This is a genomic window from Roseivirga sp. YIW32, from assembly GCF_057219245.1.
In genome coordinates this window covers 76,628-100,955 of sequence record NZ_JBXVVG010000002.1, presented here as the reverse complement: position 1 = coordinate 100,955, position 24,328 = coordinate 76,628, and the positions used below count along the sequence as shown (strand labels likewise).

19 protein-coding genes and 3 tRNA genes are annotated in these 24,328 nt (G+C 41.5%); 7 read left to right on the top strand and 15 right to left on the bottom strand.

The window, feature by feature from the left end; translation table 11 throughout:
• Window positions 1–5 precede the first annotated feature (5 nt).
• The 7 genes from AC2D6U_RS09165 to AC2D6U_RS09135 form a co-directional block, all read right to left on the bottom strand.
• Window positions 6–3,527 (bottom strand): helicase-related protein, encoded by a 3,522-nt coding sequence (locus AC2D6U_RS09165; protein WP_484720677.1) that lies wholly within the window; start codon window positions 3,525–3,527, stop codon window positions 6–8.
• Between the two features lie 685 nt (window positions 3,528–4,212).
• A complete protein-coding gene (locus AC2D6U_RS09160; RefSeq protein WP_484720676.1) occupies window positions 4,213–5,430 on the bottom strand; it encodes a BT4734/BF3469 family protein in 1,218 nt (405 codons plus the stop codon).
• Window positions 5,414–6,964, bottom strand: a complete 1,551-nt coding sequence (locus AC2D6U_RS09155; RefSeq protein WP_484720675.1) for a primase-helicase family protein — start codon at window positions 6,962–6,964, stop codon at window positions 5,414–5,416. The genes AC2D6U_RS09160 and AC2D6U_RS09155 overlap by 17 nt, the downstream gene beginning before the upstream one ends.
• A complete protein-coding gene (locus AC2D6U_RS09150; RefSeq protein ID WP_484720674.1) occupies window positions 6,961–7,296 on the bottom strand; it encodes a helix-turn-helix domain-containing protein in 336 nt (111 codons plus the stop codon). Before AC2D6U_RS09150 ends, AC2D6U_RS09155 begins: the two co-directional genes overlap by 4 nt.
• Before the next feature lie 122 nt (window positions 7,297–7,418).
• Window positions 7,419–8,282, bottom strand: a complete 864-nt coding sequence (locus AC2D6U_RS09145; RefSeq protein ID WP_484720673.1) for a hypothetical protein — start codon at window positions 8,280–8,282, stop codon at window positions 7,419–7,421.
• Window positions 8,283–8,523: 241 nt separating this feature from the next.
• A tRNA-Asn gene (locus tag AC2D6U_RS09140) sits at window positions 8,524–8,597 on the bottom strand.
• A 98-nt stretch (window positions 8,598–8,695) separates the two neighbouring features.
• The gene (locus AC2D6U_RS09135; RefSeq protein ID WP_484720672.1) at window positions 8,696–9,943 is read right to left on the bottom strand and encodes an NRAMP family divalent metal transporter; all 1,248 of its coding nucleotides are present in this window, start codon (window positions 9,941–9,943) and stop codon (window positions 8,696–8,698) included.
• A gap of 187 nt (window positions 9,944–10,130) precedes the next feature.
• Here AC2D6U_RS09135 and AC2D6U_RS09130 point away from each other — a divergent pair, with 187 nt between their 5' ends.
• The 3 genes from AC2D6U_RS09130 (at window position 10,131) to amaB (ending at window position 13,807) form a co-directional block, all read left to right on the top strand.
• A complete protein-coding gene (locus AC2D6U_RS09130) occupies window positions 10,131–10,556 on the top strand; it encodes an Hsp20/alpha crystallin family protein (RefSeq protein ID WP_484720671.1) in 426 nt (141 codons plus the stop codon).
• Window positions 10,557–10,697: 141 nt separating this feature from the next.
• Window positions 10,698–12,143: a trypsin-like peptidase domain-containing protein gene (locus tag AC2D6U_RS09125; RefSeq protein WP_484720670.1), complete on the top strand. Its 1,446-nt coding sequence runs from the start codon at window positions 10,698–10,700 to the stop codon at window positions 12,141–12,143.
• A 113-nt stretch (window positions 12,144–12,256) separates the two neighbouring features.
• Window positions 12,257–13,807 (top strand): L-piperidine-6-carboxylate dehydrogenase, encoded by a 1,551-nt coding sequence (gene amaB, locus AC2D6U_RS09120; RefSeq protein WP_484720669.1) that lies wholly within the window; start codon window positions 12,257–12,259, stop codon window positions 13,805–13,807.
• On the opposite strand, the gene AC2D6U_RS09115 is transcribed toward amaB, so the two are convergent.
• The gene (locus AC2D6U_RS09115) at window positions 13,804–14,625 is read right to left on the bottom strand and encodes a hypothetical protein (RefSeq protein ID WP_484720668.1); all 822 of its coding nucleotides are present in this window, start codon (window positions 14,623–14,625) and stop codon (window positions 13,804–13,806) included. The genes amaB and AC2D6U_RS09115 overlap by 4 nt on opposite strands.
• Before the next feature lie 110 nt (window positions 14,626–14,735).
• Between AC2D6U_RS09115 and AC2D6U_RS09110 the strand changes: the two genes are divergently transcribed.
• Window positions 14,736–15,194, top strand: coding sequence for a nuclear transport factor 2 family protein (locus AC2D6U_RS09110; protein WP_484720667.1), 459 nt, complete (start codon window positions 14,736–14,738; stop codon window positions 15,192–15,194).
• Between the two features lie 735 nt (window positions 15,195–15,929).
• Here AC2D6U_RS09110 and AC2D6U_RS09105 read toward each other — a convergent pair.
• The 5 genes from AC2D6U_RS09105 to mltG form a co-directional block, all read right to left on the bottom strand.
• A tRNA-Glu gene (locus AC2D6U_RS09105) sits at window positions 15,930–16,001 on the bottom strand.
• A gap of 8 nt (window positions 16,002–16,009) precedes the next feature.
• A tRNA-Ser gene (locus tag AC2D6U_RS09100) sits at window positions 16,010–16,094 on the bottom strand.
• A gap of 57 nt (window positions 16,095–16,151) precedes the next feature.
• The gene (locus tag AC2D6U_RS09095) at window positions 16,152–17,102 is read right to left on the bottom strand and encodes a YihY/virulence factor BrkB family protein (protein ID WP_484720666.1); all 951 of its coding nucleotides are present in this window, start codon (window positions 17,100–17,102) and stop codon (window positions 16,152–16,154) included.
• Entirely contained in the window at window positions 17,099–17,506 is a 408-nt protein-coding gene (locus AC2D6U_RS09090) for an acyl-CoA thioesterase (RefSeq protein ID WP_484720665.1), read from the bottom strand. Before AC2D6U_RS09090 ends, AC2D6U_RS09095 begins: the two co-directional genes overlap by 4 nt.
• Window positions 17,506–18,546: an endolytic transglycosylase MltG gene (gene mltG / locus AC2D6U_RS09085; RefSeq protein WP_484720664.1), complete on the bottom strand. Its 1,041-nt coding sequence runs from the start codon at window positions 18,544–18,546 to the stop codon at window positions 17,506–17,508. Before mltG ends, AC2D6U_RS09090 begins: the two co-directional genes overlap by 1 nt.
• Before the next feature lie 51 nt (window positions 18,547–18,597).
• Here mltG and AC2D6U_RS09080 point away from each other — a divergent pair, with 51 nt between their 5' ends.
• Genes AC2D6U_RS09080 through AC2D6U_RS09070 form a run of 3 tightly spaced genes read left to right on the top strand, consistent with a single transcriptional unit; the run spans window position 18,598 to window position 22,505 of the window.
• On the top strand, window positions 18,598–19,221 hold the full coding sequence (locus AC2D6U_RS09080; RefSeq protein WP_484720663.1) for an L-threonylcarbamoyladenylate synthase: 624 nt from the start codon (window positions 18,598–18,600) through the stop codon (window positions 19,219–19,221).
• A gap of 3 nt (window positions 19,222–19,224) precedes the next feature.
• Window positions 19,225–19,887, top strand: coding sequence for a WbqC family protein (locus AC2D6U_RS09075; protein WP_484720662.1), 663 nt, complete (start codon window positions 19,225–19,227; stop codon window positions 19,885–19,887).
• A 59-nt stretch (window positions 19,888–19,946) separates the two neighbouring features.
• On the top strand, window positions 19,947–22,505 hold the full coding sequence (locus AC2D6U_RS09070; protein WP_484720661.1) for an ATP-dependent Clp protease ATP-binding subunit: 2,559 nt from the start codon (window positions 19,947–19,949) through the stop codon (window positions 22,503–22,505).
• A gap of 121 nt (window positions 22,506–22,626) precedes the next feature.
• Here AC2D6U_RS09070 and AC2D6U_RS09065 read toward each other — a convergent pair whose 3' ends face one another.
• Both AC2D6U_RS09065 and AC2D6U_RS09060 read right to left on the bottom strand, forming a co-directional pair.
• The gene (locus tag AC2D6U_RS09065; protein ID WP_484720660.1) at window positions 22,627–23,781 is read right to left on the bottom strand and encodes a cytochrome-c peroxidase; all 1,155 of its coding nucleotides are present in this window, start codon (window positions 23,779–23,781) and stop codon (window positions 22,627–22,629) included.
• A 62-nt stretch (window positions 23,782–23,843) separates the two neighbouring features.
• The gene (locus AC2D6U_RS09060) at window positions 23,844–24,311 is read right to left on the bottom strand and encodes a Spy/CpxP family protein refolding chaperone (RefSeq protein ID WP_484720659.1); all 468 of its coding nucleotides are present in this window, start codon (window positions 24,309–24,311) and stop codon (window positions 23,844–23,846) included.
• Window positions 24,312–24,328 lie beyond the last annotated feature (17 nt).

Below are 24,328 nucleotides of genomic sequence, written 5' to 3'. Positions count from 1 at the left end.
ACTTTTTATTCAAGTTCTATTTGTTTGCTCATCACTGCTTTGGTGAGCAAATCTTTAATGTTAAAATTGATGGAGGTTACTCCAAAATCAGGCTCAAAGGTGAATGCGTCTTTGATGTAGTGTACATCAGCCGTTTTGCCATTAATCAGGCAAATAGCCAAAAGGAACTGTTCAGGTAGATTAAGACCATGAATAATCTCGTTTTTGGTAATGGTTACAGTTGGAGCATCATATCTTCTACCTTTTACTTCTATAAACCTGAGATTGCCATCTTCACCATCTATACTTTCTATATCATAGCCAATCTTTTCGTGGCTTCTGTCTTTTGCGTTGTTTCCGAGTTCAGCTTCTATTTGAAAAACGGCTTGCATACCTGCTGCTTCAATTTTTGCCTTTTCTTCGGGAGAAGCAAAGCCTTGTTCTTTATAGGTTTCATCCTTGGTTCCTGTTATCCAAGATGCAGGTAGAACTAAAGAAGCTCCAATTATTACTGGTGGTTTACTTGAGATTTTACTCTCCTGGTCAAGCTCTTCTATGCGCTTTTGCAAACGTGCCTGTAGTTCATCTGCTCGTTTTCTTGCTTCATTTGAGTTGAGCTTGGCATTAGCTTTTCCTGCTTCTTCTTGGTGGCGAAGGTCTCTAGCTCTATGGTCCCAATATCGAATTTCATTGGTTAGCCGTTCTTCTACTGCTCCACGCGTTTTCTCTATTAGGTATTCGCGGTTTGTTTTTATTCGCTTTAGGTGGTCACGTGCAATAGAAGTGATGGCGAAAGATTTGATTTTGTCAGCCATAGAATCTTTTAACCATTCGAGTGATTCAGCTTTAGGTAAAAGTTCTTTCAGTTCGTTTTCGGTTGCAGTTCTATAGTCTAAGTATGGAGCATAACCTGCCTGGGTAATATTTCCATCTCCTGTAAGCTCTACGAAATGAACTTCTTTTGAAATGGTTCTTCTTCCGCCACTTTCAAGTTGTTTGGCATCTTGGACACTGTTTTCGAGATAGAATAATACTCTTGGAGCGGATGAAGGATTAAGTTCATCAATAAGAATAGAACCTTGCTTTAATAAGCTGAAACGGGTTTCTAACAATAGGTCTATAGTTGCATCAAGCAGCGGATGTCCGGGACAAACAAATGCAGCCAATGGTTTGCCTTGAACAGACATCAGTTCCTTATGAAAGGTAATGCGCTCGTAGTTTTTTAGAATAGGCTCACGCGTACCTATAATTCTATCTCTGTTTCGAATACCTGCAGGCACATGAATTACCTGGTATCTGCCTTTTTCTTTTTCGGAAATAGAACCACCTAGTGACTTGAATGCTGTAATGAAAAAATCTGCAATAAAGTGAGGCTGTAACTTCCTAGCAGCAGCTCTATCCATTTCTTCTCTGATCTCTTTTACATTTGAACGAGTCATTGTAATAGAGTGGAGGGAACGCTCTTGCAGAATCTTTTGAAGTTTTTCGTGGTCTAGTGAATCGTTCAGAACTCTATCTAAATAGGCCTTTCGCTCTGGGTCATTACCATATCTTATGGCTTCAATGAGTAGGTCTCTGAGACTTTTATTCTCAAAAGTCATTTCCCCTAATACATCAAATACTTGCCCGCCTAATGAAGCTCTTTCAACTTCTAGTTTTTCGAACAGTCGCTGCCATACTTCACCTTCTCTTGTCTGGTGAGCAATAAGATTCCATAATCGACAAACTTCTGTTTGACCAATACGGTGGATTCTACCAAAGCGCTGTTCTAGTCTGTTCGGATTCCAAGGCAAGTCATAATTAACCATAAGATGCGCTCGTTGAAGGTTGATTCCTTCTCCTGCTGCATCGGTTGCAATTAGAACTGAAACATTAATGTCTTGCGTAAACTGTTCTTGCGCTTTTCTGCGGTCTTCACGATTCATACCACCTTGTATGGTGACGACTGCTTCTTGACTACCCAATAATGCTCTAATTCTTGTGGTAAGGTATGTTAAGGTGTCTCGGTGTTCGGTGAAGATTACAAGTTTTCTTCGATTTCCCCCTGCATCAAACATCCATTCACTCTCAGTGAGAATGTTTGATAGCTCTTCCCATTTCTTATCGTTACCTGAGCGTTTTACAGAAAGTGCAAGCTCTTCTAGGGTTTTTAGTGTGTTGATTTCTGCTTGAAGCTCCTGAATGGTTTGAGCCGTTGTAGCCCTATCTACAAAGTCATTGCCATCATTTTCTTCATCTTCATTTTCAAACTCATCAACATAATCTTCAAATTCGTCTTCCGATTCAAATTCGGGTATTTGTTGAGTGGAAAGCTCTACACGTTGGAACATGCGTTCTTCTTCCAATCTGCTTTCAAGACGTTCTTTTCTTCTTCTAATGGATTGATATATAGCTTCCGGTGAAGATGCTAGTCTTCTTTGCAGAATAGTAAGTGCAAAACCAACAGTACCGCGTCTACCTGATTCGAGTCTGTCAGCTCTATTAAACTGCTCTCTTACATAGGTTGATACTTCAGTATAGAGTTGTTCTTCTAAAGGTGAGAGCTGATAAGGAACAGTTAAAGCAATTCTTTCAGGGAAGAGGGGCTTGCCATCAAACTTTACAAGTTCTTCCTTGAGAAGTCTTCGCATGATGTCAGATACTTCAACTGTATGCACACCATCTCTGAACCTACCTTCAAATCTGTCTCCATCAAGTAAGGAAAGAAATAACTGGAAATCTTCTTCTTTACCATTATGAGGAGTTGCAGTCATTAACAAGAAATGCCTGGTTTTTCTTGACAGTAGTTGACCTAATCGAAACCTTTTTGTGTACTTGACTTCACCGCCAAAAAAAGAAGCGGACATTTTGTGCGCTTCATCAACAATAATTAAGTCCCAATCGGTGACATTGAGTTTCTCCTTTAAATCTTCATCTCTTGCCAACTTATCTATGCGAGAGATTACCATGTTTTCTTCAGTGAACCAATTACCTGTTTTTGAAGCATTGATTTTGTCGTTGGTAAGAATCTCAAATGGAAGTTGAAATTTTTGATACAATTCATCTTGCCATTGTTCTGCAAGAACGCCTGGACAAACAATCATACATCGTTTAACATCTCCCCGAATAACAAGCTCTTTGATAAGAAGACCTGCCATAATCGTTTTACCTGCACCTGGATCATCAGCTAACAAAAATCGAAGTGGTTGCCTTGGCAGCATACTGTCATAAACTGCTGTAATTTGATGAGGTAGTGGCTCAATCATTGAAGTGTGAATGGCCATCATTGGGTCAAAAATGTAAGCAAGTCGTATTCGATAGGCTTCAGATACTAGTTTAAACATACCTGAATCAGCATTAAAGCTATATGGTGCTGACTCAAGGGCTATTTCCAAATCAGGTTCACTATCACGATAGAGTATTTCATTATTGACATTTCCATTGGCGTCTTTAAAAGTTATTTCAATAACATCAGAGCCATGCCAAGCTACATCAATCACTTCGACAGAATTGTTTGTGACAATTCCTTTCAAGTGGGTGCCTTTGGTTATGTTTTCAAGTTTGGTCATTCCTTGTCAGCTGATTTATTGTATTTGAGTTCTTATCCTGCAATCTTCAAAGTATCAGAAGCAACATTTTCATGCCTGACTAACTCATATAATTGTATAGCAGGATATAAAGTGAGCTGTCCCTGAACATTAACTTTTAAAAATTGTGCTAAAAGCATTACTTGTTCCTTTTGGCTCTAAATATTACAAGTTCAATTTTACTAAATATTGGGCGTTTATTTCCAAACTTGCAGCTGCAAATGTTTTTTACATGAACAAAGTACCTTCATGAGTCCACTTAAACCTATGACTCACTTATCAATAAGTTGTTAGACTTTATTGAGAGTAAGAAAATTAGGATCGATTTCTTCCCGTTGAATTCAGAAAATTTGGTTCTTTATCAAGTTTTGGTTGTGGATTGTTTTTTCAAATATGCCAAGGGCTAAGAAATTATCAAGAATGCGAATTGGGCAAACAGAAATTTTGTAGTTCTCGGTCGAATGAAAAAAGATCTGTTCAGTTCCAAGTATTTGTACACTTGCTCAATTTATTTTGATTTAATATACCATAGAATTCGGCGACTACATAATGTGATAATGGCTTTTGATATGGCAAACCACAGATTATCAAGCTGATATATACCCCGATTACTTCAATTAGTTTGAAATAAATTGAGAGTTGGAGGGATTATCTTCATTCGCCTTCCTTATTTGTGATAGACTTTAGACATGCCATGAACAACCTTGGGTTTTATACTTAACGTGGCAATAGCTTCCTGTTTTAAATAGACTAGACTGTCAGTAACATCTACAATTGCATCACAGTTAAACTCAAAGACAATGTTGCTTTGAGTGAGGGTCAAGGTGTAGTCGTCACTTTCACAATCATCATAAGGTACAGCTAAGGCCACTGTATGTAGGGGTATAGGATCTCTGAGTCCATAGGCTATACCATCTGTGATTGCTTTGATTTCCCTCTTTTGAACAGATGGTGGGTCATGGGAGAATCTATTTTGATAGTCACTAACTAGTATTTCAGTAATCTCATGGGTACTAAATAGCCCACTTGCTGCATAACCACCTGCTAGTCTGCCTACCGCCAATCTAGCGTGATGCCTTGAGCCCTCGGGGGCAGAGTTTAACTTTACTAAAAGTGTTTGAGTCGTTTTATCCTTTAGTGAACTGTTTTGGTATGAAATAATAGTCTTTCTTTCATCAGCACTTGGCCTTGATTTAAGCTCTGGAACTAGGCTAGAGTTTGCGTTAATCCATGGTTCTTGGTCAAAGGAGATTAACCGTAATTCTGTCGGTGCCTTCCCTTTGCTTAAGTCAATTTTGATTCCCTTTCCTTGAGCAAATTGATAGATACTTTCTGAAGTCTTTATCAAACTCGAACCACATTTTGCTAAAGCCCAAACCCCTTTCCCAGAAACAGAGTAAGCACAATAGGCGATAAATGGCCATTTTTTAACCTCATTCTTGATCTTTTCAGCAGTGAGATGAGGATTATCTTGCGCATCTATATCTACCTGAACGTAGCCCGAGAGCTCCAAGCTCTTATCAAGGTCCCGGGCTCTCCGATTACTGATTCTGGCATGAGGAGTAAAAGCGGCTAATTGTTTCTTCAAAGAGCTTTTTAACTCTTTGCAATCGGCCACTCTGATGCGCTCAACAATCACTCTAGAGGATTTGATTAACTGCTTTATCCTTTCATTGTAATCAGAGGGAAGACTATGAGAATGAAGGATCAGTAATAAATCCCTAAGTTCAATATCAAATAAAGGTTCTGTATGATATACAGACTCAAAGACACTCACTTTCGCTCTCATACCTTCAGGCAGAAAGGCACTTTTATTCTCTGTTTTTAGAGGGGGGTGTTTTTTTTCACCCTCCACAAAGCTACTTCTGTCAGAATGGGCATTCATCGTCATCTTGTTTTGAGTTTTCAGTACTATTGAATACGAAATAATTGATGGAGTTACTTCTTGAACTATTGTAAACCCATCCCTTAGATTCAGCGAAAGCCTTCATCCATTTGTTGAACTTTTGGACAGTAAGCTCGTTGCTTAGGCCAAAATAGTCTTCCTTGAATGGAATAAAGTAATCATCTCTAGTGTATGTGGTATCTACTTTAAAATCCTGTTCATTAACCCAGCTATAAAAGTCTTCATGAGTTTGTATGAGCAGTAAATTCTCTGAAAGATTCTTTGGCCCAATGGCTATGAGTCCAGTCTTAAAGTAAGATCGGCTACAAGAGATCATGAAATTGTAAAAACGATTCCATTCCTTTTGATCCCATTCTTGAAAGAACATGCAGCCGTGATGGTCCTTTACAGGTGTTTCTACGCCAGTAATGATTTTGGAGGAGTAGAAGTCAGAGAACTCGAGAATGTATTGTCTTCTTTTATTGGTTGTCCCCTTGTCGGAAAAAACATAATTTGAGGAAATAATAAATTTGGGTGTATTATCCGCACTAAATTTCCATGAGGTCTGGTTTTTACCCTCTACCGTTAGGCCTTCGGATAGGATTGAATGGAAAAACTCAAAATCCATATGTGGTTTGACATCGTCAATAACAACCACTTGAGTGTCCTCAGTTACATTCTGAAATACGAACTTACTGTTAGGATCAAACTTCTTTCCATCAATTACAACTTGCTGGCGTAGATAGCTCAAGGCTTTGGCAAAGATACCTTTACCAGTACCGCCTGATGGGTTATTGATATCAGTGATAGACTCATCATATAGTATGATTGCTTGGTTTTTTGATGGTGGGTTAGAATTGGCTAATACATAACCTATAGCTGAAATAAACGCCTGTTTCCACTGTTCTGATCCAGCAACGTTACTAATGAACTCTTCAAACATCGAATGATCATTAAATTCATCTAGCTGAATGTCATGATCGTTGATCCAAGATTTCCAGATGAGTTTGTTTTTAATCTTCTCATAAGGAATAAGTTCTTGGCCATTGCTAGAAGTTTTCACAACCCCGTTTTTAAAGTAAAAGAAGGAGTGGGCGGGAGTGTCCCTTAAGAACTCTTTCTTTAATTCTTTTAAGATATCTAGCGACCCAGAGGTGAAATACTGTGACTGAACATTGGCAAACTTCTCAAGAATAGCATCTTTGTTGATATTGATCAGTGCACCTTCAAAGTCTATGACCTCTGTCTCTAATCTTTCTAAGACTTCGAGCAATTCATTTTTAGCCATGTATGGGGGTGCCTCCTCCACAATTCCATTGTTGTACTTAACAATGATGTAGGAATCCTCTTTCAGTATCCTGTAGTATCCAAGTTCATAAGACAGAAACATTGAAAGCGTATGTCTATTGAATCCTGTAAAGAAATACTGATTTTCCTTCCTAGTCTTTTGAAACTTGAGAAAGCTAAGTTGAATCGTATTATACGCGGTCTGCTCAAAAGCGAACTGCTCCCTAAGAGATAATTGATGACTCATATTTTACCTCCTTGCTTTGACTGTGACAAATACGCTTCTGCTTCCTGCTCAATATCAGCTATTGATTTTCTGCTTCCAGACTTGACGTAATCAATCAACTGTTGACTTAAAAAATAAAGCCGTCCGCCTCTTTTCATAGAAGGGATCTCTCCGCTTCTAGACTTTGAGTAAATACTAGACTTAGAAATCCCTAAAAAAATAGCGGCTTCTTTGGCGCCCAGTAATTTGTTTTCCTCTTTTGTGGGAAAATCTTGTTCTTGCTCATTTAGCCTGTAAACGAGCGTTTCAATGTTAATGAGTCTTTGCTCAATTGCTTCAAATGGATTAATCATAAAATTAAATTTTGAGCAAAAGAAGATCTAAAAGGATACTGCGTGCACCCAGCAGGCTTGACTTGGGGGTGTAAAATGGGGATGATGTGATTGATTAAACTGGCTACAGCTCTATTTTGTACTTAAAGTTTTTTGTACGGCAGCCAATCTACATTACAAATTCTCTCGAACTTACTAACCCCACCTTTTTCTTTAGAGAATATATCTTTGATGGTATTCTTATTTAAACTTCTTATCTCACAGATTTTTCCTCTCTGAAATTGATAGGTAAACGTTGCACAGAGCCAATTAATTATGTCTGTCTTTTTACTGATGATCAATTCGTTGTATTTAGCTCTATGAAATAATTCAACAAGTTTATTTTGGTTACTAGGGAAATGTAAATGAGTTTTTAACTGTTTTCCTTGTAAGGCGTTATACAAAAGGTCCTCATCATTAGGAAAAAACCCCTTGAACACTCCGAAAAATTTATCGAGAACCTCAGGGCTTGAAAAAATGATTTTTGGGGTATTCTGGTTTCTTATCTTGATTTTATTCGTGGTAGGTTCTTTGGTTGATGGGCTCAGAAGGGTTTCAATGGCTATGCTGACCTTCTTTAATCGACTTAAAAATAATTTTAGCCACATCTTCCTGAATTCTGCAGGGTCGCTTGGTTTTATTGCTGAAAATGGACCTAAATCAGAAGATTTCTTACCCTCAGGAAGATAAGTGTAACCCCAGTCAGGATCAACTTGAATTTTGTCTAAATCAAGCTTGCTCTGTAGTTTATTGGAAACAGCAGTCTCTAAATTTTGTTTAATTACCCGTAGTGTTCTATCAGGAGCAAAGGCAAAATCTCTTTGGATATAAGGATCGTCAAAGTTTTCAAAGTTATCTAGATTATCATCAAGGTCCATCATTCGAGCAAAGTCTATCTTTTCAAAATGAACATTCTTCAGATAAGAGGAAAGTAATAGTAGCGATTTAGTTAATGACTCTTGTTCCATTTGACTGACTTAGTCTATAGATATTAAGTTAATTCTTTTTATCTAAGAAGCACGCACCTTAGTTAGAAGTTTTGAAACTATGGGGATGTGGTATATCTAGTAGTGGATGGATAGACTTTACGGAGATGAGAAGATTATTTTTTGAAAATTCTCAGGACTATAAAAGTATCATTTTATGCAAATCCTATGCAAATAAAAAAGGGCTAGAAACTTTTATCTTTCTAACCCTTTGGTAATCAAGCTCCTCCTCTTGGGCTCGAACCAAGGACCCTCTGATTAACAGTCAGATGCTCTAACCAACTGAGCTAAGGAGGAATATTACAATTTGATTCACACTTCCTGCAAATCGGAGTGCAATATTAGCAGAAGCCTTTCGATATTACAATACCTTTTTCTAAAAAATTAGTATAGCATTATAAGAAGTATACGACTACATAGATGACAGCAAAAACGCTGAGAAAGATCAAGCCGCAAATTGCCAGTACTTTAAGCCATTTTGGGGGTTTATCCTGCTCGTCAATTTGTTTACCCATGATCACCTTGTAATTGATCCAGGCAATGATCGGCGCCACGATAAAAGAGAAGGTAGTTGCTAAGTCTACTAACTGTTTGAGGTTAGCGGCTAGCTGCCAGATGAACACAAAAGCCCCAATGGAGACAACGATCATTGCGCCGCGATAAAGAGCGTTTTTATTAGCGTTTTCTTTGAAAAGTAGCCGAACCGTTTCGCCCATGGCTCTGCCATAACCGTCAACTACCGTAATGGTAGTACTAAACATGGTGGAGAAAGCGGCGATGGCTATGACAGGGTAGGCCCAATTGCCCAGTGCCTTGGTGTATAGTCGAACCACCTGGTCTGAAAAGATCGTGCTATTGCTGGACAGCTCTTCACCAGATCCGTACATGACAAATGCACCGAGTGTTAAGAAACAAAGCGCGAGTATAGCCGTGATGACATAGCCAAAATTGAAGTCAAAAAGAATGGCACGCATATTCCTTTTTGTACCCGACTGCTTCATTTTTTCTACAGCCCAGATGCTGTTCCAGGTAGAAAGATCGACCGCTGTAGGCATCCATCCCATCAAAGCAATGAGAAAGATGATTCCTGTTCGATCATAGACTTCTTTTGGAACAAAGGAGGCGACTGGTGTAATTCTGCCTTCGACTAATACACCAAAAAATGCAATAAGTGTACTGATCAATAAAACGCTGCCAATGACCTTTAATAGGTTGTCCAGCAGATTGAATTTTCCTATCGCCAACAATAGGGTACAAAAAGCGAGGATGAAACCGGACATGATGATCGGATCAATTGCCAAGCCGAGTAGGTTGTTGAGCATTCCTGCGGTAACATAAGTAACCGCTGCTGTTACCGTGAACATAGCGACAAGACTGATCAGGAAGTAAAGCCAAATTGCCCATTGCCCTTGTTTTTTATAGCCTTCCAATAGATGTTGCCCTGTGGCACCTGCGTAGCGACTTCCAAACTCAAAGAAAGGATACTTGAAAAGGTTGGCCAACACAATAAAAGCAACCAAGGCAAAGCCGTAGTCTGCTCCTGCTCGTGTCGATTGAACCAAATGGGAAACACCAATGCAAGTACTTGCGAAAAGGATTCCTGGGCCAAAGGCACTCCAGAGTTGTTTGCGATCTGTTTTCATAAAAATCAGACCAAAATAGACAAAGGTGAGCGAATTAAACAGTCAAATTATTTGGCTAATCACGTCAATATGGCGCAATAATTAGTGAAAACTTAAATAAACCGGCCAATATGGCATTAAAAGTGACTTGGTACAATTTTCACTTATGGGTAAATAAACAAAATTGAAAACTTAAAATTTTAACGATATGAACTTAGTAAAAAGAAATTCAGACTGGTTATTTCCGACAAGAGTAGACAATGTATTTGATCGTTTCTTCAATGACCATTTCCATGAAAGCACCACTACTTTCAACCCGAGAGTAGATATTGCTGAAACGGAGAAAGGTTTCGAGATCGAATTGGCTGTGCCCGGATTTGATAAGAAGAACTTCGAAGTGGATTTGAATGATGGCTTATTGACGATCTCTGGGGAGCGTAAATTCGAGAATAAAGAAACAGACAAAAACTTCTACTCAATTCAGACCGAGTATGGAAGCTTTAAAAAGTCTTTCCAATTGCCTGAAAACGTCATTGGAGAAAAAATTGAGGCCAGCTACACCAACGGTATTCTGCTGATTCGGGTACCGAAGGATGATTCGAAAAAGTTGGTTTCGAAAATTACTGTGAAGTAAGCAAAGTGTTGTTAAGGTTGAAGGAGGGTCGCATACGCGGCCCTTTTTTGTTAATAGCTGTTAAGAATACAATTGATATTTCCTTATCTTAAACCCTCTGCTTCTACAGCCGTTTATCTGTTCACAATAATTAAAAAGGGTATGATGAGCAAAAGACAATTCTTCATAGGCTTATTGGCTTCCTCACTGCTTGGTGGCTTAATCGTGTTGCTCGGACTTTCTATTCTGAAACCGGATGCAGATGTTGCGCAGCAGGTGAGTGCTAGTGTGCCTGTGACCAGTGCTTTTGATGATATTGACAAGACGGCCAAGACCTACGTGGTTCCTGAGGGTATCAATTTTGTGAAAGCATCCAGGGCCATTGTGCCGGCTGTCGTTCACATTACAAATAGGTCGAGGGTTAGCGGCAGATCAAATGGATGGTCCAGGCTTTTTGGTGAAAGACGAATGAGGCAGTCTACAGGCTCGGGTGTTTTGATCTCTGCGGATGGTTACATCACCACCAATTATCATGTGGTGGAAGATGCTGATGAATTGGAAGTAAGACTTGATGATAACCGCCGCTTGAATGCCAGTGTCATTGGCGTCGACCCTGATACAGATTTGGCCCTGATCAAAATAGAGCCAGGAGGCGCCTTGCCTTTTGTTGATTTTGGAGATTCCGATCAAGTTGAAATTGGTGAATGGGTGTTGGCTGTTGGCAACCCGTTCGATCTCAACAATACGGTGACTGCTGGCATCGTATCTGCGAAAGCAAGAAACATCAACCTGATCAGCGGTAGACAAAATCAATACGGTATTGAATCGTTCATTCAAACAGATGCTGTCGTAAACCGTGGCAATAGTGGCGGAGCATTGGTGAACCTGGATGGTGATTTGATCGGTATCAACACAGCCATTGCCACAAATACAGGCACCTTCAATGGTTACTCTTTTGCCGTACCTTCGATTTTAGTCAAAAAGGTCATGGACGACCTCTTGGAATTTGGTGAAGTTCAACGGGGCTTATTAGGTGTACAGATTCGTGATGCGGATGGACAGTATACAGATGAGCTGAGTGGCGTTTACATCAGTGGGGTTAGTTCCGGCGGTGCTGCCGATAAGGCGGGCTTAGAAAGTGAGGACGTGATCATTGGCATTGATAACAGAGAAGTTAGAACCACTAGCGAGCTGCAAGAATTCGTTGCAAGGAAGAGGCCGGGAGACGAGATAAAAGTCAAATTCAAGCGGGGAGGAAATACGCAGGAAGTGGCCTTAACATTGATGAAAAAAGAAAGTTTTATTGCGGCTAGTTCTCCAGAAGAAGTTACGCTTACCTATGAAATTCAAGGGGCTTTATTTACAGATGTGACTAATGAGCTGAAGCAAAAATTACGTATCGAAGGTGGTGTTCAGCTGTCGAAAATGGAAGAGGGGGCATGGCTCGAAGCGGGCATTCGCGAGGGTTTCGTCATCACAAAGGTGGGTGATAAAGACATCCAAGACCTGGAAGAATTCCAACAGATCCTAGATACTAAGAAAAGGGACTTTTATGTCATGGGTAAATACCCAAATGGCGATAAAGAATATTTCAAGATCAACTGGTAATTTCCACTAAACTTGCGGGATTTTTGATCGATGAGGCGATTAGTCTTTGAGGCTTTTGTTCCTCTCTTAAAATTCCTGTAACTATGGGTTCATTTTTCAAAAGGACTTAATCTATGGATATTCAGAATGGTTTCGGCATCTCAGATGCTCTTCAAAAACTAGGCGTTCAACAGTCAAATCATGGAACCTCAACGGGTGCGCAGACTTATGGCGCTGGTGAATCGGTACACTCATTTTCACCTGTCGATGGAGTAGAGATTGGACAGGTCACCGCCACAACACCAGCAGAATATGAAAAAGTAGTTCAGACTGCGCAGCAGGCGTTTTTGGCCTGGCGCAATTGGCCAGCACCTCATCGAGGCGAAGTCGTTCGTCAGTTTGGTCAGAAACTAAGAGAATATAAGGCCGAATTAGGAAAGCTGGTTTCTTATGAAATGGGTAAATCCTATCAAGAAGGCTTAGGAGAAGTACAAGAAATGATCGATATCTGTGATTTTGCTGTAGGCCTTTCCCGACAGCTGCACGGCTTGACGATTAAATCAGAACGACCAGACCACCACATGCAAGAGCAGTGGCATCCCTTAGGTGTTGTTGGCATCATCTCAGCATTTAACTTCCCTGTGGCCGTTTGGTCCTGGAACACGGCGATTGCCTGGGTTTGTGGAGATGTTTGTATATGGAAACCGTCTGAAAAAACACCACTGACCGGTATCGCTTGTCAACACATTGCAAATGAGGTTTTTCAAGCCAATGATGTTCCAGAAGGTGTCTCTTGCTTGATCAATGGAGATTATCAAGTGGGAGAATTAATGACCAAGGACGATCGGGTACCACTAGTTTCAGCAACGGGTTCCATCCGCATGGGTAGAGTGGTTGGTCAGACAGTTGCGGCGCGTTTAGGCAAGACTATTCTAGAATTGGGGGGTAACAATGCCATCATCGTAACACCTGAGGCTGATTTAAAAATGACCGTCATCGGAGCGGTTTTTGGAGCGGTTGGAACAGCAGGTCAGAGATGTACCTCAACGAGAAGATTAATTGTACATGAAGACGTATACGAGAACGTAAAGAACGCCATTGTTGATGCTTACGCACAATTACGAATTGGTAATCCGTTGGACGAACAAAATCATGTAGGTCCGCTCATTGATACCTTGGCAGTTGATGCGTACCAAAAGGCGATTGACAAAGCACAAGCCGAAGGAGGTAAAGTCTTAATTCCCGGAGGGGTTTTGACTGGAGAGGGCTATGAAAGTGGTTGTTATGTCAAGCCTTGTATCATTGAAGCTAAAAATTCGTTTGACATCGTTCAAGAAGAGACCTTCGCACCAATTCTTTACTTGATCAAGTACAAAGGAGATGTGCACGATGCACTTGCCATTCAAAATGGAGTCAAGCAAGGACTTTCTTCTGCTATCATGACCAATAGCATGCGTGATGCACACATCTTTTTATCTGCAGCCGGTTCAGACTGTGGAATTGCCAATGTAAATATTGGTACCTCAGGTGCAGAGATCGGTGGCGCTTTTGGTGGCGAGAAAGAGACCGGCGGAGGAAGAGAGTCAGGATCGGATGCTTGGAAAGCCTACATGAGACGTCAAACCAATACCTTGAATTATGGAACTAGCTTACCGCTAGCCCAAGGAATCAAATTCGATCTTTAGAAGGTAAATACAATATCAAGAAGCGGAAAGAATCCACGCGTCACCAATAGGTCGACCGTGGATTTTTTATTGATCAATCGTAAACCACCAGAGAAAATGGCATCTTCTCCTGAGGTGAGGATATAGTTTTCAGTGATCAATGAGAATCGCTTAGAGACGCGCGTCATCCCACCTATGGTCAGTACACCGCTCTGTTCAAATTGCTCTTCGGCAAAAGCGAAACCAGTACCGACTGTTAAGTTATGCTCTTGGTTTCCATAGGTCAACAAGGCATTGATAGTACCAAGACTTAAGTCGCTGGTGATATCCCCAAACCCGAAAAGATAGGTGCCAGAGGCTGCTATATGGAGCTTTTTACCAATTTGTCTGCCATATTTTAGATTCGTCAGAAAAGCAGGTGACCCACTAAACAGCGTGATAAGCTCAGTGCCTGCCATTACAGAGAAGTGCTCACTTACCCCATAACCGAAGATGTTGATGAGGCCATAAATATTTTGGTAATATCCTTCCCCTTTAGGTAGGTTGAAAGCAGACTGGCCAATGAAATAGCGGGTGGAATTAGGGTTTTCTCTCCATGATTTCTCGTTCAAGTAAACGATTCGTTTCACATTCTCTCTTTTAAATGTGAGTAAACCCAATTCTTGATGTTGGATCACAACTTCAATCTCATTGAGAGTGATGAGTTCTCCTACAAGCTCAGAACCATCTGTTAGTTCAATGCTGACACGTACTGCATTTTGCTCTGCCTCCTGAGCATACGTTCGTTGCACCAATCCAAGCATTCCAAGAATAAAAAGTAGGCAGACGAAAGGCTTCATTGAACGAAAAGATAAGGGTTCAAGACAAGGGTCAATTTTATAATGAGTTGTTTATATTCATCTCAGTAGCCGAAGCTGCACGATTTTTTTAATAATTTAAAACAAAACCTATGAATTCTTTTAGGCTGACATTTATTGTTTTTCTATTCATCAGTGGAAACTGTCTTGCACAAACAGAAAGTGATGCCATCAAAGCTGTCATCGATCAATTATTTGATGGGATGCGAAAGGGAGACAGTGCCATGGTTCATCGCTCGTTCGTCGACGATGTCCAGATGCAAACGATCGTGATGTCAGAGAAAAACTGGGCAAAGAATGTGATCACGAGTTCCTTAACCAGTTTTTTAGATGCGGTGGGCACACCACATGCCGAAGTTTGGGACGAGCAAGTAAAGGAGTATAAGATCACAATAGACGGGGCACTGGCAGCGGTATGGACTCCTTATGAATTTTATCGCGGGGATACGTTTTCGCATTGTGGAGTCAATTCATTTCAACTGGCCAAATTGAATGGCGAATGGAAGATCATCTATTTAGTGGACACTAGAAAACGAGAGGGTTGTTCATAAAAAAAGGAGCCATAAGCTCCCTTCTCTACTTTGTCTTCTTGAAGTGATCCGTCAAGATGTGTTTCACTGAAACACGCGGTGAATCACGACGAAGATTGATTTTTGCGTTTCCCACTTTTTGTCCTTCGTGAGTCGCCACATTAATCGTTTTTAGGGCTTCCATTGCTATTATAGTTTTACTTTTTAAAAAATTTTAATCCATCCATCGGGCCTTTACCCGTTCCTCTTTTACAAAAGTATGCAATCGTTTGCATAGCGCAAACAAGCGAGTTTAATTTTTTGATATTTTTCTCAACTCGTCTGCTTACTCAAAGTGCAAATTAAATTTCAAATAAATGAGTGCCTTTATCATGTGCAAAGCTGATCATCGTCATGGAATTGGACTGAAGAGGCTTCCCCGTTACACTAGACTCACTGAAAGTATATTGCACAAAAAAAGCCTAACATCTCTGTTAAGCTTTTTGCAGTCTCTAGGAAGGATGTTGCGTTTCTCAAATACTCCTCGGAGTATTTGCGCAACAGGCCAGTTTGTAGGTCGGCTTACCCGTTACACTAGACTCACTGAAAGTATACTGCACAAAAAAAGCCAAACATCTCTGTTAAACTTTATGCAGTCCCTAGGAGGACAATGCGTTTAGAAAAGCTCCAGCGGAGCTTTTTAGCATTGAGCCAGCCTGCAGCGCAAGCTCCCCTAGGGACAAAATGAAAAAAGCCCAGCCTACGCTGAGCTTTTTGCAGTCCCTAGGGGAATCGAACCCCTGTTTCCAGGATGAAAACCTGGCGTCCTAACCCCTAGACGAAGGGACCATTTGGTGCAGAGGAGGAGGGATTCGAACCCCCGGTACCTTGCGGTACAACGGTTTTCAAGACCGCCGCATTCGACCACTCTGCCACTCCTCTAAGTGATCTTTCCAATTTGGACTGCAAAGATAACGGGAAATTTATTCTGACAAACACCTAGTTAGAATTTTCTTCTTTCAGTTTATCATTTTTTGCCATGTCAATGGCGGCATTCATTTCATAGCCAACCAGAAGGATGAGCGAGAGCATGTAAAGCCATAACATCAAAACGATGATCACCCCGATAGAGCCGTACAGTTTATTGTATGTGCCAAAATTGTTGACATAGAATGAAAATCCAGCCGAGGCTAAAATGCAGGCAATGGCCGCGAATACAGATCCTATACTCAAGAAATGGAATCGCTCATGCACGGCCGGGGCGAAGTAATAGATGCAAGAGATGGAAAACTGGAACGATACATAGAGCACAATGATTCGTAAAATGAGAATCGTGTCTAGTGAGATGACCGCTTCAATATTCTCTTTTAAATGCGTCAGTTCTAAGAGTTGTTGCCCGACGACCAAAAGGCCAATGGCAATAATAATAGAGAAGGCCATCATAAAAAGGAGGAAGGTGGCGATCAGGCGCATTTTAACGAAGCCCCGTGTCTCTTTCGTTTTATAGCTCGAGTTGAATGCACTCATTAAACTCGTCATGCCGTTGGTCGAGAGAAATAGTGTAAGTAAGAAGTTGAAAGAAAGCAGTCCTCCTCGTTGTTGTCCAATGATATCGGTGATCGTGGCTTCAGCGGCCAGGTAAAGGTTTTTGGGTAAAAGATTCTCCAAAAACAGGATGATGTCTTCATTCGTGATCTCCGGAAAGAAATTTTGAATGTATGGTGTTAGCGTAAATAGAAAAATAATACCAGGAAAAATGGCGACCGTAAAGCTGTATGACACCGCATTGGTTCTGTCCAGAATGATCGGATTACTCATCTTCTTCAAAAAGATGACGATCGCTTCGTAGAGCCCGGTTTTGTGTTTCCCCAGTTTGATGTGTTGCAGTACACCGATGAACCGCTGAAACAGCGCTTGTCTTTCAAGCCAACTGATGAGTTTTGCGGTCATCCGTAATAGGGTTTCATGATGCTCAAAAGCGATTCAGGTGCGCGCACAGGTTTGTGTGTTGTTGTATTCAGAAAGACCAAGGTAGTGCTTCCCGAATTGATCAACTCTCCTTGCTCATTCGTGATCTGGTATTCAAACAACATCTTCACTGAAGGCAATTTAGGAATGCTCACTTCAATGGTCAAGAGTTCGTCGTATTTAGCTGGTTTTATGAAATTTGTGTGCAGGTCTAACACAGGCATCATCACACCTTGGGCCTCCATTTGTGCATAATCAAAACCGAGTTGACGTAGGGCTTCCACTCGTGCTACCTCATAATAGGTCGCGTAATTACCGTAATAAACGTACGACATCTGGTCGGTTTCGGCATACCGTACCCTGAGTTGAGTGGAGGCTGTATACATTATCGATAGATGTTTAGTTGGTTCAGTGCTTGTTGAAAAAGTCTGGCATTTCGGTTGTGTTCACTCAGTGTCTTGGCAAACCGATGATACCCAGAAAAGTCTTCTTTCGCACACATGTAAAGGTAGTCGTGCTTGGCATAATTCAAGACGGCTTCTATGTTTTGAATGGTTGGCAGGTTAATGGGCCCCGGAGGTAAGCCTGCATAGCGATAGGTGTTATAAGGACTATCGATTCGGGTGTCTTTGATCAGGATTCGTTGAATAGTAAAATCACCCAAGGCATACTTCACTGTCGGATCTGCCTGTAGTTTAATATTTTTCTTGAGTCGATTGTAATAGAGTCCTGCAATGGTTCCACTTTCATCCGATTTAATACTCTCTGCTTGCACAATAGAAGCCAAGGTCGAGACCTCTTGAGGAGTAAGCCCCATGTTTTTCGCTTTTTGTAAGCGCGACGAATTCCAAAACTTTTGGTACTCGCTATGCATTCGTTCGAAAAGCTCATCCACCGTAATGGTCCAGTAAACCTGATAAGTATTCGGAATGAACATGGACATCATGTTTTCTTCAGTAAATCCGTATTTCTTTTGTACTGCTTCGTCGTTGAACTTTTGCAAAAAAGTAAGGCTGTCTAATCCGATGGTGTTGGTGATCTTACCGGCAAGCTCTTCCTTTACTCGAATGTTGTTGAAAGTGATTTCTACCGGCACTTGGGCTCCCGCACGAAGCATTCTTACCGCTTCGAGGTTCGTCATCTTCGTCTCCAACTCGTACACTCCTGGTTTGACCAAGTCTTGATAGCCCAGGGTTTTGGCCACAAAGCTGAACGACAAGGCGTCTTGGATAATTTTCGCATTGTAGAAGTCGTTTCTGACCGAATCAAAGGTGTCATCATTATCGATCAGTACGATACGACTCCGGTCGTTTTCTTCCGTGAGAATGTTCGCACCAAAAAACAATTGGTAGAAATAGAAAGAAAAAGAGGTGAGTAAGACAGAAAATACCACCATGCCTAGTAAGAGCCGTTTTCTTTTTTTCATAAGCCGCAAAAATAGTCAATTTGTTCTAACTTGGTCTTTCAAAAAAAGCTCATGGCCTGCGAATTCATTAAGCTTTATGAAGAAAACCCGGAAGAGAAAAAGCTTCGACAGATCGTCAAGGTGCTAGACGAAGGTGGGGTCATCATTTACCCAACCGACACTGTCTATGGTATCGGCTGTGATTTTTCGAATACGAAAGCCGTGCAGCGAATCTGTCAACTGAAAGAAACGAGCCCTCAGGCCCTTTCTTTCATTTGTTATGATCTGAGCGAGATCTCTTCCTATACCAAAGGACTGAGTACGCCTGTCTTTAAGGTCATGAAAAAAGCGCTGCCCGGTCCATTTACGTTTATTCTCAATGCGAACAGCAATGTGCCTAAGGTGCTGAATGCCAAGAAGAAAACGGTGGGTATTCGTGTTCCTAATAATAACATCCCAAGGCAACTGGTAAAAATGCTTGGTCGCCCCATCATCACCACTTCCTTGAAGGATGACGATGAGGTGCTGGAATATTCGACTGATCCGGAGCTGATTTTTGAAAAGTACCAGCATTTGGTGGATTTAGTGATCGATGCCGGATACGGGGGCAACGTTCCGTCTACGATAGTGGACTGCTCGGGAGACCAGGTCGAAGTAGTGAGGGAAGGTTTAGGCGATATCAACGAGTTCCTTTAAGCCATGCGTATGGTCATTGAAGCGCAGTACTTTCCTCCTGTGGCTTATTTTTGGTTGCTCAATCAATCCTCGGAGGTGCTGCTCGATCTACATGAATATTTTGTGAAGCAGACCTATCGGAATCGAATGGTGATCAATGGGGCGAATGGGCCGCTGAGCTTGACCATTCCTATTCAGCATGAACAACCCAAAATGGCCATGAAAGAAGTGAAGGTCGATCATCAAGCACATTGGCGTAAACAACATTGGCGGAGCATTCGATCTGCTTACGGCAAGGCTCCTTTTTTCGATCATTTTGCGCCTTATGTCGAGCCACTTTACCAAAAACAGCACGAGCATCTGATCGATTATCTACAAGAAACCCTGACAATCTGTCAACGCTTAATGTCAACGAGTTTTACTGTTGCTTTCAGCGAAAGCTACATTGAAGGTCATGGCAAAGCCGATTATGATTTCCGCTCTGCGATCAGCCCAAAAACAGATACGCGCAATTTGGCAGGTTTTTCACCCAAACCTTATTTTCAGCTCTTTGGCAAAGACTTTGTACCCAACATAAGTGTGTTGGACCTTCTTTTTTGTGAGGGTCCGAACGCCTTGTCAATCATCGATGGATCGGGTGAAATTAAAAAGGAACAATTAGAGAAAACGGGACGTTTTGTTCTATAATAGTAAGGTATTAGTTCTTATATTGAAATCTTGAATGAATACCTGCAGAAAGGGATTTAATGGAAGCAAAATTTTCAAACAGAGTTAAAGAGGTGATTTCCTTGAGTCGTGAAGAAGCGTTGCGCTTGGGTCATGATTACATAGGAACAGAGCACCTCTTGCTGGGAATGATTCGTGAAGGAGAAGGAGTAGCGGTCAGCATATTAAAGAAATTAGGCACTTCACTAGAAGAGCTGCGTGAGGCCGTAGAACGGGCAACAAAAGGCACTGCGAATCATAACGTAAAAAACTTGGCCAATATTCCATTGACCAGGCAGTCTGAAAAGGTGTTGAAGATCACGTATTTAGAAGCGAAAATATTCAAAAGTCAATTAATCGGAACAGAACATTTGCTTCTATCGATTTTACGTGACGAAGACAATATTGCCACGCAAATCCTTGAAAAATTTGATGTCAACTATGAGGTGGTTAAAGAAATGCTAGAATACCAAAGTGATAACCCAATTGCTTCGTCTGATACAGATGAGCCAGAAGAAGAATCCGGTAGAATGTTCAGCGGAGGAGGGTCTGGCAGTGGCGGAGGAGACCGCCCATCCGGCAAGGGCTCGGAGAAATCCAGAACACCCGTATTGGATAACTTTGGAAGAGACTTGACCAAATATGCGGAGGACGATAAGTTAGATCCTATCGTTGGTCGTGATAAGGAGATCGAGCGTGTCGGTCAGATCTTGTCGCGAAGAAAAAAGAATAACCCCATTTTGATCGGCGAACCCGGTGTGGGTAAAAGTGCTATTGCGGAAGGGCTGGCTTTAAGAATCATTCAGAAGAAAGTTTCTAGAGTACTTTTTAATAAACGGGTGGTAACGCTCGATTTGGCCTCTTTGGTGGCAGGAACAAAATATAGAGGGCAGTTTGAAGAGCGCATGAAAGCGGTGATGAATGAATTGGAGAAATCTCCTGATGTCATTCTATTCATCGACGAATTGCATACCATCGTTGGTGCCGGAGGTGCCTCTGGTTCTTTGGATGCATCGAATATGTTCAAGCCCGCCTTAGCCAGGGGTGAGATCCAATGTATTGGTGCCACCACCTTGGATGAGTACCGACAGTACATCGAAAAAGACGGTGCCCTTGCGCGAAGATTTCAGCAGGTAATGGTTGATCCAACCACTCCTGAAGAAACCATTCAGATACTGGATAACATCAAAGAAAAGTACGAAGAGCATCATCATGTAAACTACACGGAAGAGGCGATCAAGGCTTGTGTCAGTTTATCTGATCGGTACATTTCAGATCGCTTCTTGCCGGATAAGGCCATTGACGTGCTCGATGAAGCGGGTGCACGAGTACACATCAACAATATTCATGTACCGGACGAGATCGTGAAGTTGGAGGAGTCTATCGAAGACATTAAAAAGGAGAAGAACCGAGTAGTTAGGAGCCAGAAGTACGAAGAGGCTGCACAACTACGCGACAAAGAGAAAAAACTGATCGATCAGCTAGATCGTGCAAAGGCGAAATGGGAAGAGGATAGCAAGCTGAAGCGCTACACTGTGGATGAAGACAATGTAGCCGAAGTCATTGCCATGATGACCGGTGTGCCAACGCGTCGTGTTGCTCAAAATGAGCAAGAGAAACTCGTGGGTATGGCAGATGAGCTGAGTGGAAGAGTAATTGGTCAAAATGAGGCCATCAAAAAACTGACAAAGGCCATTCAACGGACTCGCGTTGGACTTAAAGATCCAACCAAGCCCATTGGTACCTTCGTGTTCCTAGGCCCGACAGGTGTTGGTAAAACGGAATTGGCAAAGGTGCTTTCAACCTATTTGTTTGACAAGGAAGATTCACTCGTTCGTATCGACATGAGTGAGTACATGGAGAAATTTTCGGTTTCTCGCTTAGTTGGAGCACCTCCGGGATACGTGGGTTATGAAGAAGGTGGACAGCTTACGGAAAAAGTAAGAAGAAAGCCTTACTCAGTAGTATTGCTCGACGAAATTGAAAAAGCCCACCCCGATGTGTTCAATATTCTCTTACAGGTTTTGGACGATGGGATCTTAACGGATGGTCTCGGTAGACGTGTAGACTTTAGAAATACCATCATCATCATGACCTCTAACATCGGTGTTAGGGACTTAAAAGATTTTGGTACAGGCATTGGGTTTAGTACTCAAGCCAAGAAAGATAGTGAAGACACTATCATGAAGGATACGATCCAAAAAGCCTTGAAGAAAACCTTTAGCCCAGAGTTTTTGAACCGACTTGATGATGTGATCATCTTTAACTCATTGAGCAGAGAAGACATTCACAAGATCATTGACATTTCGTTGAAGAAGCTACTTGATAGAATTGCGGCAATGGGATATTTGGTGACCTTAACGGAAAAAGCCAAAGACTTCTTGGCAGAGAAAGGATTTGATCCTCAATATGGTGCCAGACCCTTGAATCGTGCCATTCAGAAATACTTGGAAGATCAAATTGCTGAAGAGATTCTGAAAGGTGAGATCAATGAAGGCGATACCTTACAAGCGGATCATGACGGGAAGTCCGAAGGGCTGAAAATCAAGATCAAGAAAAAGAGGACGCCAAAAAAGAAAGAGGAAGACTCTAAAGAATAATCAGAAGGCCGGTGCATACCGGCTTTTTTTATGCTCTCTTGTGTTTCGTGTAAAAATTAAAAGGAGCCCAGAAGGGGCTCCTTTTCTTCAACCAAAATATATAGTATATGAACACTATAGTCTATCTATTTAAAAACGGATCAAAGAACTTTTCACTTGTAACGAAGCTTTCATCGGTTAGGGTATGAAGAAATGCAACTAATGCATCAACTTCTATTCGATTCAAGTTCATCCTCCTTACCTGATTACCCTGTACGCGTAAGCGGGCGTCGAGGTTCCGATTATTCTGTATTCCGTTATTATAAAAATTTATAACCTCCCGTATTGTTTCAAATCTTCCGTCATGCATATAGGGTGATGCCAGGGAAATGTTTCGAAGAGAGTTCACTTTGAACTTTCCATTGTCGTTCACGTTGCCCGTAACGGCACCTAGTCCTAGGTCGGGAAAACCTGCATCGAGCCCATTATTTCTTGCTTGATCCCCGGAAAAAGTAGCCGTTTCATGGCAGTTGCTACATTGTGTTCTTCCACTAAAGAACAGGTCTTTTCCCAGGTTTTCTAATTCAGTAAAGTTTGGAAAATCAGTTCCGATGTTTCCATTAACAGCACTTAGTCCTACATCAAATTTTGCTTCGTATGAAACCATGGAGCGTATGAACTGGGCCAAAGCGTCTCCCACTCGTTCACTTGTTACGGAAGTCGTACCAAAGGCTTCTTCAAAGAGTGGTTCATAATAATTCGCGGATTGAATTTTCGCCACCATTTCTTCAAGACTAAGTCCCATTTCCACTTCATCTTGAATTGGCATAAGCACCTGCTCTTCTAAGGTTGCTGCCCGTTCGTCCCAAAAGAAACGTCCATTAGCATAGTACTTCGCATTGGCCAGGCCCATTGAGTTCCTTCCTGTTTCGCCTCCTTCAAACCCAAGACTAAGTGGGCTGCTGTCTGAGAAACCAATAGATTGTACATGACAGGAAGCACAAGCGATCGTATTGTTGGCCGATAGAATATTATCATAGAACAAAACACGTCCTAATGTGGCTCCCGCATCGGTGATCTGGTTGTTTGCCGGTGTATTGTCAATTGCACCAGTGATCCCAAAAAAGTGATCAGGCAAATCCAATGCACTATAATTGAATAGCGCCTCTGGCAAATCTAGTGTAGCGGTGAAGGTGGCTGCTTGTTCTTCCATTAGCTGTTCAGCCGCCTCTTCTGATTCAGTGGTAGCACACGATAGGACAAAAAGAGCAATAAGGACTGACGCTAAATGTTTCATAATAATAAAGTCAAACAGTTAAAAATAGAGGTGGCACGCCACCTCTTCACTTTTTAAGAGGACTACCTTCTTCTGGGGGGTAGGCCTTCTTTTTTTCTCATCAGCTGACGATTGAAAGCGATTTGTTGCTCATCAGTCAAAATTGACTTGACTGCGGCGGTCTGATCAACTTTTAGTTTCATCAACTGCGCCTTTATATCCGATAAGTTCTCAATAACCCTACCTGCTTCTTTTTTATCAATCACATCGGCAGTCATCAAGCTTTGTAGTTTAGCCTCCAATTCATTGCTTTGATTCTTCAATGGCAGGGTTTCTTTTTCATGAGCTACCCGAAAAGCCTTGAGTTGGCTTTCCTGTTCTTCCGTTAAGTTGGGAATCTGTGGAGGTCTTGGTCCACGCTGCTCTTTACCAGCTTGTTCTTGTCTGGCCTTTGGCCGATGAGGCTGAGCTTCTTGGGCATAACTACCTAGACTCATGGTAAGCATGATCAAGGTTGATGCGACTAACATTGTTGGATTTAATTTTTTCATTGTTCTACATTTTAAAA